Source organism: Microbulbifer donghaiensis, assembly GCF_900129095.1.
In the GTDB taxonomy this organism is placed as follows: Bacteria; Pseudomonadota; Gammaproteobacteria; order Pseudomonadales; family Cellvibrionaceae; genus Microbulbifer; species Microbulbifer donghaiensis.
In genome coordinates, this window is record NZ_FQVA01000001.1 from 702,391 (window position 1) to 718,103 (window position 15,713).

Consider the following 15,713-nt stretch of genomic DNA (forward strand, 5'->3'; position numbering starts at 1 on the left):
GGGTTACTTCACCGGAACAATGCGATCGCTGTTTTCACAACCTGCGATTCACCCGGGCTTCAGCACTCACCAGCGCCAGTTCGACACTGCGTCGCAGCACCCGGTTTTCGCAAACCCTGCCCTTGCTGATAAAGAATGGGGCGGACCCGCCTGACACTAGCCCGCTCGAAACTATGCCTCTCCAGCTTTGAGATTTTTCAGGAAAGGACCAAAGCCTTTCGCGCCCAGCCAGAAGCGCAACAGGTTTTCCACGCCATTGCTAGTTAACGTCGCCCCGGACAGGCCGTCGACCTGGTGTATCGCTTGTGGACTGTTGGGATCGACGCTGCCTTTGACAACACTAATGGCGACATCACCATCGGCGTCGAATACCTTGCGGCCATGCCACAGGGCCTTCCAGTTGGGGTTGTCGACCTCACCGCCAAGCCCCGGGGTTTCCCTGTGTTCGTAAAACGCGAGCCCCGCAACAGTGTTCAGGTCGCTCTCCAGAGCAAGGAATCCAAACAGGGTGCCCCAGAGACCGGAACCGCGCACGGGAAGAATCAAGCGATTCAGTTTGCCGTTCTCTTCCACCAGGTAGACTTCGGAAACATTCTCGCGGCGGAAAATCTTGGCGATGTCATCGGATCGCGCCAGGCGCTCATGGGCGCCTTTGATGCGGGAGGCCGCGCGACCGCTACCCCCGGCGGGCATTTCCTCCGTGAATTTACCGGTGGTCAGATCCACATAGCGCGTGGTCACTGTCTGGAAAGCCTCATTTACCTCTTTGGCACTGGCGCCGCTCTCAACCAGACCACCTGCCACCAGGACATTGCGCTTCCTGTCCAGCTCGACGTTGGCCTGCTGCGCCGGTCTCAGCAGCACCGCTGCAGTGGCGACCACCACGGAGCAGACGAGACACATTACCAGGGCAACCAGCAAAGTGCCCCTGACGGAATCCTTGTTTACCATGTGACAACCTCCTGCTGATCCGGGACTGCCCAAAAAGTGTACAGACAATAGTAAGAGTAGGATTGCGAGCAAATATCATCCGTCGGACGGACACCCAGACACGCCCGCTGCTGCTCTCGAGGAAAATCGGTCCGCCAAATACAGAGCCAAGGACATCGGCGGTGAGAATGTCGGCGAAGAGCTGTATGGGCACGACACAATCCTGGGCACGGCCCGCGCCCCCTGCACGGGTGTCTACCCGGAAGATCCGGTAGTTTCAGCAGATCGGCGGCCCCAGCGCTACCGCCTGGCGAGAGTCACGCTGGCTCGCGTAGAGCAAGCACAAAGCTCTGCACCCAGTCATTCCGCACCGCACTCCCGAGACTGATCGGTCAATCTCCGGGACTGGTCATAATGCCGCTCAATAACTGGTATAGTGCCTTTACTCTCACCAACCTGGTACGGGTGACGACTAACAAAAACTAGAGGGAGAATTCCCCCGTTGATTACCAAGGCCAAAGGCACTTTGCGGCACACCGTCAACGGTCTACAGAAGCGCCTTATCCAGCTGTTACCCCGTCACGTCCCGATTGCATTCAAATTGGCGCTGGTCATGACCCTGCTGCTGGTGCTGGGGATGGCGAGCCTGGGCCTGTTTATCAGCGATAACCAGAATCGCCTGATTCGGACACAACTGCATGAGTTCGGCAATACCATGGCGTTGCAGCTGGCGAAACTGGCCAGTGAGCCGATATTGTCGGAGAACAGCCTGAACCTGCGAATGCTGACCACCAACCTTGGCCAGGACGAAAAGATCCTCGGGGCCGGTATTTACGCACGCGACGGCGAACTGCTGTCGGCGACCGGTATCCAGCCGGTTTTGACCGATTCTCCTTTCGATGCCGCCGGGGTCATATCCCGGCCCTGGTTCCGGTACACTGCTGACGGTTCCCAGGAGCGGTTGCTCAGCTTTATCGCCCCGGCTACCTACCTAAACGTCCGGGTCGGCTCGGTGGTGGTGACCCTGTCGGCATCGCAGATGGACCAGGCCGCAACCAAGGCCCGCGATGCCATTGTCTACGCCACCCTGGCCATGACTGTGCTGGCGTCCCTGCTGGCCTATTGGCTGAGCCGGCGCCTGTCGCTGCCGATCCACCATTTGATGGAGGCGACCCAGGCCATCGACCGCGGCGACTTTGCCACCCGAATTGAGCAGCAGCGCAATGACGAGATCGGCTATCTATTCGAGGGATTCAACAATATGGCGGCCGGGCTGTTGAGAAAATCGCAGGTCGAGCAGGTCTTTTCCCGCTATGTGTCGAAAAACGTTGCCGACAAGGTACTGGCCAACCTGGACGAAATCCGGCTGGTCGACCGACCGATCGAGGCAACGGTGCTGTTCGCAGATATCACTGGTTTTACCGCGATGTCAGAAAAGCTGCAGCCGAGCCAGGTTTCCGAACTGCTGAACGAGTACTTCTCGTATATTTCACGCGCCTGCTCATTGTATGGCGGAGTGGTCGACAAATTTATCGGCGACTGTGCGATGCTGGCGTTCGGTGTGCTGGAGGACGATACCGACCACGCGTTCAACGCGGTCAGCTGTGCGGTGCTGATTCAGCAACTGGCCGCACAGTTAAACGAGGAGCGCCGCGCCGACGGCCGAGCCGAAGTGCATTTTCGCATCGGCATCAACTGTGGCGTGATGCTGGCCGGCAACCTGGGCTCCGACGAACGAATGGAATTCACGGTGGTCGGCGATGCCGTCAACCTGGCATCCCGCCTGTGCAGCGAGGCCCAGCCGGATCAAATTATCATTCGAAAACAATTATTTACCATGCTACAGCCGCGCATCGTCGCACAGTCCGAGCGGACAATCCCGATCCGCGGCAAGTCAGCCCCGGTGGCGATCTACTCGGTGCAAGATATCCATCAGAAAAATCAGCCGCAGCTGCAGACCAACCTGCAGAAGCTACTGAATAGCCGCCCCCGCAAAAAGAGCCGACAGGCGGCCTACCATGTGTGATCGCCGGTTAGCGCTTTTATGGTTTTTGCTGTTGCCGCTGCTGCCGGCGTGCAGCCTGATCCCCACACAGCAACAGGCGCTGGAAGATTTTCCAGCCGACGCGCTGCAACAGGTGCGCCAGCAGTCCGCCGAACTCGGCCGGCTGCAGAATCTGGCTACTGCAACGCCGGCCCAGCAACAACAAATCAAACAATTGCATAGCAGCCTGCGGCAGTTCGAGCGCAACGTAATCCATACCGCGAGCCGGCTGGAGAAACAGGACGACTGGCACGGCGCCGAGCGGGTTTTACAGGGTGCCAAAGACATACTGCCGCAAAGCCAGGCGCTATACAGCGCGCACCAACAATTTTCAGAGCGACGCCAGTTGCACGAAGAACGGGTGCGTATGGAACTGGCGATCCACCGCGGCGAGCAGTTGCTGAAAGACGCCGAGACTTACCAGCGCCTGCAGCAGCTCAAGGGTCCCGACGTTCTGACCTGGCTGGAACTGCAGAACTTTCACCGCAAATGCCGCGGCTCGGCACAGGCACTACAGCAACATGCGCAACAAGCGTTGCAACGGGAGGACTATACGCTGGCCCAGCGCGGCCTGAAGATTGCACGGCGTCTGTACGGCAGCGACCTTCTGCAGGATGAGAATCAGCGCGAAAAAATCGATCAGGACCTGGCCCTGGCCAACCGCCAGCTTCGCCCAACGAAACGCCATCCCGCCGGGGACTCCCAGAAAAAGGATAACCAGATCCTGGTCGCGGAAGTGCAACAGGCACTGGACGCCGGCGACCTGCTCGGCGCACGGCATCACTTGAACCGGCTACAGCAAGAATCGCCGCAAGATCCGCTCCTGTTGCCGCTGCAATCGCAGTTTCGAACGCAGCTGGACGCGCGGCTCGAAGCCGCGATCAAGCGGGGCAATGACCTGTACAGCGAGGGCAAAATCGAGCGCGCCGTGGAAATCTGGCGCGAAGCCAAAGCCCTGGATCCGGAGAATGTCGAACTGCTGACCAATATTGCCCGGGCCGAGAAAGTACTGGAGAACCTGAAAGCGCTGTCGGCACCAACCGGTGCCCGGCCCTAGGAGTAGCATTCAGAATTCTGTGCCATCTCTAGACGATTAACAAAAAGAGATGACCCATGTCCAAGCCTGCCTTCAACATGGATGCCACCATGGAGGCGCTACGTGAGGGCAACGACCTCAGCGGCGAGGTGGGCAACAGCTACAAGGACATCCGCACACATTGCCGATGTCGAACAAGTGGGGGGTGGTCAACGTTTTGGCACGGTGTGCGCCTAAATGAATAAGCGTCAAAAGTTGATCTGACCCCATTTATTTATTGCTCCTCTCCATTAAATTCTAGCTTGTAAATAGATCTCAACAAGCCGCCTGATTATTCGACTTATATTTATCAGCCACATTCTATCTAACCACCTGCATTACACCAGGATTGATATTGGGAAGGCTGCAGCTTTATATGAAATAAAAACCGCTGCATAATCAACATAAAACATACTAATCAATGGATTGTTGTTGGACTAAAGACATATGAATAATTTAAACATACCGAAGACACTTCAAGATGCTATTGAGAATGAGCGACTTGTATTATTCATAGGCGCAGGGTTATCTATAGGAAGTGGTTTGCCAAGCTGGGGGAAAATAGTAGAAGAAATCTTAGGGGAAAATGAACAGTATATAGACAATTCTCATGCCTACATCACGGCATTAAATGCGAAAATAATGTCTCCATTAGAAGTCCTCGATAAGTTGAGTGAACACAAAAAAATAATTTACAAATCTTTCGAGAAAATTCTAAATAGACCTACGTCTTCGTCAGAAATTCACGCTTCGTTAGGTAGATTGACGAAGCGATTTGTTACTACGAACTTTGATACACTTATCGAATCAAATACGGATTTAACCAATGTCATCACACATGAAAGCAACTACAACTTATCAAAAATAGATGATGATGATGAGTATGTGGTAAAAATCCATGGCGATATTAGTCGAGTGGATAAATGCATCATATTTTCCGAGCAATATGATTCACTTTATCAACACGAACAGCTGGCTACATTTCAATTAAAAAAACTACTATCTAAGTATAACTTTCTTTTTGTTGGATTTTCTTTCAACGACCCTTATGTAAAAGAGCTGTTTGATTATGTAAGTAGTATGCTGGAGGGCTATGGCCCCAAGCACTATTTTGTGTCGGATAATGATGTAAATATCGAACACTTAGAAAGTATAAACATTAATGACTACGCAAAATTGAATTCTTTTGTTGACAACCTCTTATCTTTCAAACCATCTGCCGAATCAGTCATCGCCGCCGATTCAGAAACACCTAAAGATAAATTTATCAAGGATATTGACGGAAGTGATAGAGCGCCTACAGTCAAAGGATGGGTTGGTAGAGGAAAGGAACTATCCATTCTACATTCAGATACATTTAAAGTGATATTTATCACAGGCATAGGAGGAGAAGGTAAATCAGCCTTAGCATCTCACTATATAGCTGAAGAAGAACAATATAGCTTGACTGACTGGAGAGATTTTAAAGAGGAGGATCATAAGTTCCAACACAAAATCGCTTCCATGATACAAAGAGTCGATCCGACTATTAATGCAAAAGAACTAATGGGATTAAGTGATGAGGAACTCGTCGATTTATTTTTCTTAAAACTTGGTCAGAAAAAAGCGCTTTTTGTTTTAGACAACGTAGATAGCTATATAGATTTGGAAAACTTCGAACCTGTGAATGGTGTGGGATATCTTTTCTATAAAGCCATAGAGCTAGATCATAATTCCAAATTCATGTTTACTTGCAGACCTTTTATTAGGTTTGCAAGTGTAGAATTTTATCAGCTTTCACTTTCAGGATTAACAGAGAAAAACACCATAGACTTTTTTTTGAATAGCGCAACTAATATCTCAAAGGACAAACTAGAGATATACGCCAAAAGAGCTTTTGAGTTAACTAATGGTCATGCTCTATGGCTAAGCTTGATTATTGCTCAATCGCATCGTGGTGAGAAATCACTTATAGCCTTTCTAGATAAAATTGAGTCAGGAATTTCGATTGATGAGAATGACTCGACAATTTTATCAAAAAATGTCTTAAGTAACATCTGGACTTCATTGCACGAGCGAGACCGCTTGTTACTTAGAACATTAGCTGAGTCAGTAGTTGCAGAAAGCACAGAAGACTACGCTGAGATTCTTCGGTCAGAGCTAAATTACAACCAGTACCAAAAAGCGCTAAAAGCGCTAAGAAATTTTAACTTGGTGGTAGAAAAGAGAGGAAGTAATTACATCGAGCTACATCCTCTTGTGAAGGAGTTTATACGAAAAAACTATCAAACCTCAGAGAGAAATAAATACATATCTCTCATTGCCACCTATTATGATAAGTTTATATATGTATTGAGAGAAAAATTAAGCTACAAACTCAGTTTTGATGAATTCGTGAACTTTACAAACAAAGCAGAGCTTTCAATTAATGCTGGAGATTATCAAAATGCTATAAACTCATTGTGGGAAGTGCATGACTCGATGGTTGCTGCAGGATACAACGAAGAATTTTTACGCGTTGGGAAACTGCTGCTTTCTTCAATAACCTGGTCAAAGAAACGCATAGATCAGTTTGAAAATTTCTATCTACTGATGGCTTATATTATTAGGTGCCTAGTGGAGTATGGCGACGATGAATATGCTTTAAAGTTCATTGAAAAGTATGAAAGCCTTATCAATAATAAAGAAGAAGCCTACATAAGATTATGCGACATTAAGTCATATAGATATTGGTTTAAATGTGAATACCCTCGCGCAATTAATGTGTGTGAAGAAGCGATTTATTTATTAGAAAAAGGTAACCAAGAAGATAAATTCAGCATTGCACATACTTTAGCACTTGCTCAGCGAGATAGTGGAGAATCGGAAGAAATCCACAAAGCATTAGAATATTTTAGAGGAACCACATCACTTGAAGAGTTATTATCTACCGAAAAAATAACGAGATCAGGTAACGGGCCAATGCTAGGAAACATTGGTAAGTGCATGTATTTAATGGGAGATTTGGAGAAAGCCCTCATCTGTTACACCAAGTCATATTATTGTTTGTTTGAAAGTGATTCACATAATCGGTTGATCAACTTAGGTTATGCCTCTTTCTGGCTAGCGGAATTACTACTCGAACTAGGAAAGAATGAAGTAGCCTATTATTTTTATAGGTTTGCTTTTGAATCTTGGAGTAATTCATCACCGGTTCTTTCTAATAGACACAGATCAAAAATAGAGCCAAACTCCACATACCGCTCTATATATTCTCAAGAATTATGGCGTGTAGAAAAATATTGTAATGACTGGGTAAAGAAAACTCTCGACATTAAATAAATATTTAACCGGATTTAAGTCAATTAGCTAGGCATATGTGTCTAGCTAATCCGGTAGTATTCAGAATTCGTAAGCGCTCAAAATTTCCCAGTTGAGAAATTGTAACTTTAAGGAGTATGCGGGTTTTTCAGCAGCCTGCTAGATAGGTGGTCAATTGCAAACTAGAACCATCAAGCCAAACGGCCCTTTACCGATCAGCATTAATTGAATTTACTTTAGATTTATTTTGCAAAACGCGAAGACAGCTCGTGCGCGAAATGGATGTACAGTGAGGGTATTCACCTGACAGTTGCCTCCTAGGATCTGTGGATAACTTAGGCTGCTGCCGGTGTGCTCTTCTTCTCTCCTCCTGGCTTAGGTAAGCCAGCTTTAAACATCGTATACGGCGTTCGACCGTTCATGTTGCGGCCCTGATGGGGCCGTTTCTCGTTGTACTTGAGCAGATACTGATCCAGATCATTCTGCATTTCTGCCAGGGACTCGTACCACTTCTCCCTTCCCTTGATACGGAAGTGTTCATCGAGAAGTGTTCGGTGAAGTCGCTCTACGAAGCCGTTGCTCTGAGGACGCCGCACTTTAGTTTTCCGGTGCTCGATCCCCTCCAACTGTAAGAATAGTTCATAGGGGTGGGTGTCCGAACGGCCACAGAATTCGCGGCCGTTGTCACTCAGGATAGTGCTGATTTTTGCTAGATGTTTCTCGAAGAATGGCAGCACATCACTATTCAGAACATGGACGGCAGTATCCGGCATCTTGTTGGTGTAGAGACGGCCCCAGGCATAGCGGCTGTAACAGTCAATGACAGACTGCAGGTAGATCTTGCCGACGCCTTTCAATACGCCGACAAAGAACGTGTCTACAGCAACTAAATCACCTGTATGCCGCGTTTCTATGTGTCTTTCGCGGAATTCAGGACTGAAGCGTTCGAGCGCTTCGACTTGGGAATCTGTGAGGTGAAAGCCCGATTGAGAGCTGGTCTTTTCCAGCCGCAATAGCCGCTCGTGCTTGGTCGTGAGGTTATGGCGAACCCAGACACCTCTGACTCCACCGGAGCTTACCTGTATGCCTTGAAGTGAGAGTTCTTGGGCCACTCGTAGACAACCCTCGGTTGGATTCTTCAGGCAATAGTCCAGGATGGCTTTTTCTACCTCGTCGGTTACTCGGTTTGGGTGGGGGGCCCCTCGCCCCCGGCAGCCGATCTATCAACCCCTGAGAGCCGTAAGTCTGGTAGTTACGGCGGATCTCGTAGAATTGCTGGCGGGAGTAGCCCATGACCTTGCAGGCCTTGGAAACATTCCCCAGTTCATGTGCCAGCTCTAGCAACGACAGTTTGCGACGTGCTACTTTCGCTTGTGTGGCCATGGTGATTCTCCTGAGTAAAAGATTGGTTTGGCGATTAATCTTTTAACCCAATGGAGGCACCATGGCCACCGCTTAAAAAGTGGCCAGGTGTCAGGTAAATACCATCACACTACAAAATGGACAGCAGAATACAGGGCCTGTTAGGCAGCAGGCAGAACCCCAGAACTTCAAAACCTCCAACCAGAAGAGGTCTGGCGAAGTAACTTGATTACCCATGTAAATCCCAAGTGACACATCAAATATCCATTTGGGATCCTCACCACCTGAATTTAATACGAACTTAATTTCGAGGCACAAAAAAGCCCGCTAAAAGCGGGCTTTTTGATATATGGTCGGAGTGGCCGGATTTGAACCGACGACCACCACACCCCCAGGGGGAAAATGGCGTGAATCTCAATGAATCCCAGTGAACAAGAATGAACGTCGAAACATACTTTAATCTTTATATATCAAACACTTACAAAGTTCATTGTTGTTCATTCAAGTCTACTCCCCTTCCCCCGAGTTCACTCCAATTGGACTTAATATGGACTTAAATTTACTATCCCATCAAAACGGGGGTAGTGATGAAGGCCAAACTCACCAGCAGAACAATCAAGGATCTCGCGCCAGCCGAAAAGGCCTATGAGGTCGTCGATACAGACGTGAAGGGGTTCCTACTCCGGGTCCAGCCCACCGGCCGTATGACCTACTACTACGCATACCGCACCGCAAGCGGAAGCAAGAAGCGCATCAAGATCGGCTCTCATGGTACCCAGGTGACTGCTCAGCAGGCCCGAGATCTCGCTACCCGCTATGCGGGACAAGTGGCCGAAGGCAAAGACATCCAGGAAGAGAAGCAGTCCTCCCGTAAGGCCGCCCGCGCCGCCTCGGAAAAGACCCTAAAGCGGTTTACCGAGAACCACTACAGGCCCTGGGCACAGACCAACCTGAAAAGCTCAGACAGCACTATTCAGAGTGTCTACGCCAGCTTCCCCGACCTCCTCGATACCCCTATGGCAGATATCTCTGTTGCCTGGATCGAGCGCTGGCGGGTCCAACGATTGAAGGATGGCAACAAGCCGGCCACTCTCAACCGCCTAGTCAATGCATTGCGCTCCATTCTCACCAAGGCCGTAGAGTGGGAAACCATTGAGGAGCACCCTCTCCGCAAACTCAAAGCGCTCCATGTCGATAGTGCTCCCAAAGTTCGCTACCTGAACAGTGACGAGGAAGAGCGACTCTACCGAGCTCTGGAAGAGCGCGACATGAAGCTCAAGGAAGCCCGGGCGAGAGCCAATGAGCACCGGGCTATTCGCGGCTACGAGCTGATGAGCGACCTTTTCCGATTTACATACGGAGATCGGCTCACACCTTTGGTGACCCTGAGTCTCAAAACCGGCATGCGCCGGGGCGAACTATTCGACCTGACGTGGGAGAACGTGGACCTCGACACCAAGGTCATCACAGTCACAGCCGAAACCGCGAAATCTAGGCGCACCCGGCATATCCCCCTGGGGCCAACCGCACTGAAAGTCCTTACGGCCTGGAAACAGCAAGCTCCTCTTCAAGCTGGGCGCGTATTCCCGGCAGACGACGGTGGCAGGCTCGATAACGTGAATACAGCCTGGCGCAACCTTCTAAAGGCCGCAGATATCTTCAATTTCCGCTGGCATGACATGAGGCACGACTTTGCCTCAAAGCTAGTGATGAAGGGAGTTCCTCTAAATACCGTACGAGAGTTGTGCGGCCATTCGGGACTTGATACCACCTTGCGTTACGCGCACTTGGCGCCAGATCACAAGGCCGAAGCTGTCGCCCTAATTGGGTAAGATCCATACCAACCTGCTCTATATAGAACTGCTATGAAAGATTACACAGGACTCTGTTATACCTTCGCGGAAGCTCAAGACATCATGTCCTTGCGCCCGTCGGAGCTCCAGCACGAGATAAGAACCAAGAAGTTGAAGCCTGTTATCTATACAGAGCCCAGGCAAATACTCCTCTTCCTTCCGAGAGAGTCAGGAGAATGGGTAGGCCTCGCCACCTGCACTTATCGCGGCCATATGACTGTTGCTTTTAGCACAGTTGCCAACCTCCTAGACGGCAGTTCTTCCAATGTTGGTAACGGATGGGGCCGGCTGCTCGATGAGAGTGGTATTTCCCATTGGAATAGCGCTTATCCGTTTCAGCGCCCAGTGCCCCACGGGCACTTAAAGGAGTGGCGACCTCTCGCAAGGGATGAAATCCCTCTCCACCGCCTTTGCGCAACGCCCTTACCAAAGGAATTCACCCCACTTCACGATACGGTTAATGATTTCATTCGCCAGATTGCCACTGTATATAAGGGCGAAGAGGCTACAGATAAGGCCTTGAAGGAGCTTCCTGAGAAAAACGGCCTGATGCTAGATTTCAAAACAAACTCTGAAATCCACCCAAATTCGCTACGGATACCAGCTTCTGAGATTGATCAATATCAACAATCTCTCAAGGAAGATAAGGTCGTAGTATCTACGACGACAAATGGGAAGAAGGAAAACCAGTTCCATACCCTGTTAACACGAGTAATTAAGCACTCGCCAGAAATCAAGGCCAAGCATGCTTGGACGCTGCTGGAGAAAGACTTCGAGTCCGATGAGGCCGCTTTCGATCTCGATGGCATCATACAGGCAATAAGCCCAACTGAACTGGAGTGGAAAAGTAGGCACGGAAATACGAGCTATCTAAAATTTAACTCTTTCGCCCCTACTCTCAGCAAAGTCCGCGGCAAACTTAAAGAGGATGAAAAGAATAACTAATGGAAAGGCTATTAAAAAAATCTTATGAACTGGAGGCCGAGTTAGGCCAGTTTTTCCAGCTTGGGCTGCGCGATGATTCTGCAAATTTTGTCGCAAGCCATGCAATGTGCAGTTTGGCATTTGAATACGCAGAATCTGTGAAGTACTTGGTTGCGGCTGAAAAATACAATGCTGCAATTAGCCTTCTTAGACTTCAGTTCGAAGTACTGGTTAAGGGGATGTGGTGCCTCTATAGCGCTCCAGAGAAGGCAATAGAAAATCTCTTCACACCAATATCAATAGATAATTTTAAGCAGTTAAACAAGACTCCTGGGCTGAGTCAGATGCTAGAGGAACTGGAGGGAAAGGCACCTCGAGAAGCCACATCCATGCTCAACGAGTTCAAAGAGTGCCATTGGCAACCCCTTTGTTCATTCGTTCACGGAGGCGTGTTTGCATTTCAAACACACGCAATCGGTTTCCCACCCAGTCTCATCCTGAATATGCTTCAAACCTCTAATGCGATCTCTACCATGGTCGCCATGCTTATGATCATCCTATCGGGCGATATTGAGCAAAGAGGCAAGCTTACTGAATTGCAGAGAAAGTACGCAGACTGTCTCCCTATCCTCCTTCCAGCCTAACACTCAAGCGTTCACATTTTAACCAACCTCAAGCTGCGGGTGCCCTGCTCGCATCACTTCGCATCACTTCTTCACCGTTCGCTTCACCATTCGGTTCACTTTCGGTTCACTTTCGGTTCACTTTCGGTTAAGCGGAGGGTCCAGTTCGGTTAACCCAAAGGGTTAAAAATTAACGCTGAGCCCGATTTTTTAACTCTGGGCTTAACGCCCCATTCCAGCACTTACGGTTAGATCATCGACTTCAAAAGCTTGGTGAGACAACTGATGACTACTGGTAAACAAGCCCTGCTACCCAGATCCCTCTCGGAGGCACAGGCCGCTCAATACATCTGTATGAGCCGGTCATTTCTTCGCCAGTCCCGTATGGATGGCAAACGGGACTCTCGTACACCTGCACCGCCCTTCATCAAGATCGGTCGCTCAGTTCGCTACCTACGGGAAGACCTGGACCAATGGTTGGACGAACAACAGAAGTTGGACCATTTGGGTCAGATGGGGCTATAGCATGGCTGTCGTATCAGATCCGGCCTATAGCCCAAAGCTCGCAAAACCCTGTTTGGCTTATAGCCTTAACCCTGTTTTGACCCTGCCTGGAACCCTGCAGGGACCTATAGGCCATGTCCGACCTATAGGCCAATGGGCTAAGCCCCACGCTCTACCTATAGGCCACCAACCCTCACGAGAACCTACGCTCGCGCTAAAGGGGTCTGAGTCCCGTGACTGAGTTCGCCGTCGACGAGGCTCTACAAATCACCGAAGGCTTCGGGACCCACGAGTGTCGCGCTTTCAGAGCCCACATATTCAAGTCACACGAGTTCATCTGCCTTGCTCTCGCCCAACACTACAAACGCATTGCCTTCGCGGAGGGGCACGTAAAGGCTAATCAGACCCTACGAAAAATCCACGAGACCCTAAAGCTTGGGAAGTCATTTGAAGGATTGTTGATGACATCCCCTGATGACGATGTACGGCACTTCGCCCAGCACAAGGCCAAGATGCTTAAAGCTATGTTCTTTAGGGAGAACAAGGCCGGGCGATACAGGAATGGACTACGCAAGGCGATTAAGAGCGTCGAGAACTGCCAGCTGACCTTTCCCCATCCCGATCCTCTCCAGGCAAGCCAAGAAGAGATAATGCCGGCGCTCGCCCGTGTATTCTGCCCCGACTGGTGGCGGCGAGGCGTTCGAGCGCTTCAAGACACTTACTTGGAAGCAGTCCATATCGAGCTTGGCTTGGTCAACAAACGATCAGGGATCTATGCCAGTAACCATGGGGTGAACCGAAAGCTCGCTCAATGGAAGCGAAATGAAGCGGTGCTGGCCGCTTTGGAAGCGGTGAACGAGCTAGGCGAAGTCTTCAACTTGCTCGATGTAGCGAAGCGAAGTGTAGCGAATCTGGCCAACCGGCGAAGCGAACTCATGACTCGTATGGCTGGCTTTGAAGCGATCTCCCAGAAGCGTGGTGAGGAAGGCGTATTCCTTACTCTTACCGCCCCCTCCAAGTACCACAGCCACTTGTCCGCCAACTGCAAGCCAAACCCACGGTACAACGGCGCCAACCCAGCCGAAGTCCAGGCGTACTTCAACCAACAGTGGGCCAAGATCCGAGCGAAACTAAAGCGAAGCCAGATCCAACCCTATGGTTTCCGCGTGGTTGAACCACATCACGACGGTTGCCCGCACTGGCACATGCTCTTGTTCCTTGCACCCGAGCAGGTCAAGGAGGCACTCAGTATCTTCCGCCACTACGCGCTGGAGATAGACGGCAACGAACCCGGAGCCCAGGAACGGCGCTTCACCGTCAAATACATAGACCCGAACAAAGGCACTGCTGCGGGCTATATCGCTAAATACATAGCCAAGAATATCGACGGTGAGCAGGTCGGCGAAGACCTATATGGACATGACGCAATTCAGAGTGCCATCCGCATCCGAGCCTGGGCGTCCACCTGGAAGATACGTCAGTTCCAGCAGATCGGCGGCCCCAGCGTCACCGCCTGGCGAGAGTCACGCCGGCTCGCACACAGTGAGCATGCCGAAGCCGCCCTAGACTCGATAGATAGTGGACTATTGAAAGGGCTCATCGATGCTGCGGACAAAGGGGACTGGGAAACCTTCACTGAGCTATCCGGCGGCCCCACTCCAGAACGGGCCAGCCTGCCATTGCGAGCTTTGCACGTAGTCAAAGAAGGTGTAAACAAATACGGCCAAGAAGCTCAAAAATTGATCGGCCTGCTATTCCAGGCGAAGTCCTGGGTTATCACTCGCTTCCACGAATGGACAGTTCGACCTGTAGCCGACTACCCGAGCAGCGGCGCAGAGGCGGAAGCAATAGGAGGGGCGAACGCCCCTCCCTTGGAGTACTGTCAATAAGTGTACGGCAGGCGTTTTCTCGATCGGTATCTTTGAGAAGAGATTAAGAAAAAATAAGACTCGAAAATGGGGAAAAAACCATCCTCTCAAACGAATTGATACCTATCCCGAAAACTTGAAAAACTCAAACCCTTCAGTCTTGTCCGACACTCTTTCCAAAACGCCGTATCCCGTACCATTCATAACCATTTTCTGCCTTTCAATGACATAATCAATGATATGCTGGCCTTTATCGATTCCGATATATTGCCTTTTCATTTTGTGGGCAACCGCAACCGATGCTCCAGCCCCCAAATATGAGTCGAGGATAAGGTCTCCCTCGTTCGTAGCTATCTCGAAGATCTGCTGAATTAACCTTTCAGGCTTAGGTGTATCAAAAACATCCTTCCCGGGAAACAGTTTAAGTAAGTGTTTCTTAGCCTCTTTATTAGTCCCCACCGTGTCTGCAAACCACAGCGTCTCAGGAGTCAAACCTGGGCGCGACTCAGAAAGATATTTCTTTAGCCTCGGAACTCCTGCCCCATCTTTTCCAAACCATATTCTCCCCTCCTCAATAAGCCCCAACATTTTACTTTCGTTATATGCCCAGCACCTTCCATTAGGAGGAGCATGAACAACACCGGCAGGAGAAACCAACTTGTAAAATTGACTTTTAACTGCATGTCCAGCTTGAACATTAACAGACACTGACTGCCAAGGTCCTTTGGGATCATTATCTGGATTTTTGTACCTACTCAATACGTCATCGGTTGGCGGCAGCTTATTTATTGACGCTACAAATTTTTTTCTTTCCTTCGCATAAACCAAAATATATTCGTGGTTATTTGAAAAATGCTTTCTATTCTCTCTGGTCGTTCGCTGCTGCCAAACTACAGTTGTAATAAAATTCTTTCTACCAAAAACTTCATCAGCTGCAACTTTTAGGTAGTGAACCTCCCCATCGTCAATTGATATCCATATACTTCCATCATCACGCAAGAAATCTCTTAAGCTCTTAAGTCTTTTTTTAAGGTCAGACAACCATAAATCGTGGGTACTATCGTCATAATGAGTATACTTTTCTCCATTATTGTAGGGGGGATCAATATATACACACTTAACTTTAGATTTATAATCTGCCCTGAGAGCAGATAAAACATCTAAATTATCACCCAGAATTATTTTTCTGGTTTTCCCATCAGTTTTTGGTGAAGAGTATTTCTTGATTTTTTTAAGCATAGGACAGATACC

At 49.6% G+C, this 15,713-nt stretch carries 9 protein-coding genes and 1 pseudogene; 7 read left to right on the top strand and 3 right to left on the bottom strand.

The window, feature by feature from the left end; all coding sequences use genetic code 11:
- Positions 1-171: 171 nt before the first annotated feature.
- On the bottom strand, positions 172-951 hold the full coding sequence (locus BUC36_RS02930; RefSeq protein ID WP_073271270.1) for a Na(+)-translocating NADH-quinone reductase subunit C: 780 nt from the start codon (positions 949-951) through the stop codon (positions 172-174).
- Between the two features lie 481 nt (positions 952-1,432).
- Between BUC36_RS02930 and BUC36_RS02935 the strand changes: the two genes are divergently transcribed.
- From BUC36_RS02935 to BUC36_RS02945, 3 genes are all read left to right on the top strand, one after another.
- On the top strand, positions 1,433-2,956 hold the full coding sequence (locus tag BUC36_RS02935) for an adenylate/guanylate cyclase domain-containing protein (protein WP_084535535.1): 1,524 nt from the start codon (positions 1,433-1,435) through the stop codon (positions 2,954-2,956).
- Complete coding sequence (locus BUC36_RS02940; protein WP_073271273.1) at positions 2,949-4,031, top strand: tetratricopeptide repeat protein; 1,083 nt, start codon at positions 2,949-2,951, stop codon at positions 4,029-4,031. Before BUC36_RS02935 ends, BUC36_RS02940 begins: the two co-directional genes overlap by 8 nt.
- A 465-nt stretch (positions 4,032-4,496) precedes the next feature.
- Positions 4,497-7,349 (top strand): SIR2 family protein, encoded by a 2,853-nt coding sequence (locus BUC36_RS02945; protein ID WP_084535537.1) that lies wholly within the window; start codon positions 4,497-4,499, stop codon positions 7,347-7,349.
- A gap of 314 nt (positions 7,350-7,663) precedes the next feature.
- On the opposite strand, the pseudogene BUC36_RS02950 reads toward BUC36_RS02945, so the two are convergent.
- A pseudogene (locus BUC36_RS02950) lies at positions 7,664-8,711 on the bottom strand (IS481 family transposase).
- A gap of 566 nt (positions 8,712-9,277) precedes the next feature.
- Between BUC36_RS02950 and BUC36_RS02955 the strand changes: the two are divergent.
- The 4 genes from BUC36_RS02955 (at position 9,278) to BUC36_RS02975 (ending at position 14,483) form a co-directional block, all read left to right on the top strand.
- Complete coding sequence (locus tag BUC36_RS02955; protein ID WP_073271277.1) at positions 9,278-10,522, top strand: site-specific integrase; 1,245 nt, start codon at positions 9,278-9,280, stop codon at positions 10,520-10,522.
- A gap of 33 nt (positions 10,523-10,555) precedes the next feature.
- A complete protein-coding gene (locus BUC36_RS02960) occupies positions 10,556-11,488 on the top strand; it encodes a hypothetical protein (RefSeq protein ID WP_073271279.1) in 933 nt (310 codons plus the stop codon).
- The gene (locus tag BUC36_RS02965; RefSeq protein WP_200797174.1) at positions 11,488-12,111 is read left to right on the top strand and encodes a DUF6988 family protein; all 624 of its coding nucleotides are present in this window, start codon (positions 11,488-11,490) and stop codon (positions 12,109-12,111) included. The genes BUC36_RS02960 and BUC36_RS02965 overlap by 1 nt, the downstream gene beginning before the upstream one ends.
- Before the next feature lie 716 nt (positions 12,112-12,827).
- The gene (locus BUC36_RS02975; RefSeq protein WP_073271284.1) at positions 12,828-14,483 is read left to right on the top strand and encodes a replication endonuclease; all 1,656 of its coding nucleotides are present in this window, start codon (positions 12,828-12,830) and stop codon (positions 14,481-14,483) included.
- A gap of 102 nt (positions 14,484-14,585) precedes the next feature.
- On the opposite strand, the gene BUC36_RS02980 is transcribed toward BUC36_RS02975, so the two are convergent.
- Complete coding sequence (locus BUC36_RS02980) at positions 14,586-15,701, bottom strand: site-specific DNA-methyltransferase (protein WP_073271286.1); 1,116 nt, start codon at positions 15,699-15,701, stop codon at positions 14,586-14,588.
- Positions 15,702-15,713: the final 12 nt, after the last annotated feature.

Coding starts and splice junctions, on each gene's coding strand:
- BUC36_RS02930 (WP_073271270.1), bottom strand. CDS start 951: ATGGTAAACAAGGATTCCGTCAGGGGCACTTTGCTGGTTGCCCTGGTA.
- BUC36_RS02965 (WP_200797174.1), top strand. CDS start 11,488: ATGGAAAGGCTATTAAAAAAATCTTATGAACTGGAGGCCGAGTTAGGC.
- BUC36_RS02955 (WP_073271277.1), top strand. CDS start 9,278: ATGAAGGCCAAACTCACCAGCAGAACAATCAAGGATCTCGCGCCAGCC.
- BUC36_RS02945 (WP_084535537.1), top strand. CDS start 4,497: ATGAATAATTTAAACATACCGAAGACACTTCAAGATGCTATTGAGAAT.
- BUC36_RS02940 (WP_073271273.1), top strand. CDS start 2,949: ATGTGTGATCGCCGGTTAGCGCTTTTATGGTTTTTGCTGTTGCCGCTG.
- BUC36_RS02960 (WP_073271279.1), top strand. CDS start 10,556: ATGAAAGATTACACAGGACTCTGTTATACCTTCGCGGAAGCTCAAGAC.
- BUC36_RS02980 (WP_073271286.1), bottom strand. CDS start 15,701: ATGCTTAAAAAAATCAAGAAATACTCTTCACCAAAAACTGATGGGAAA.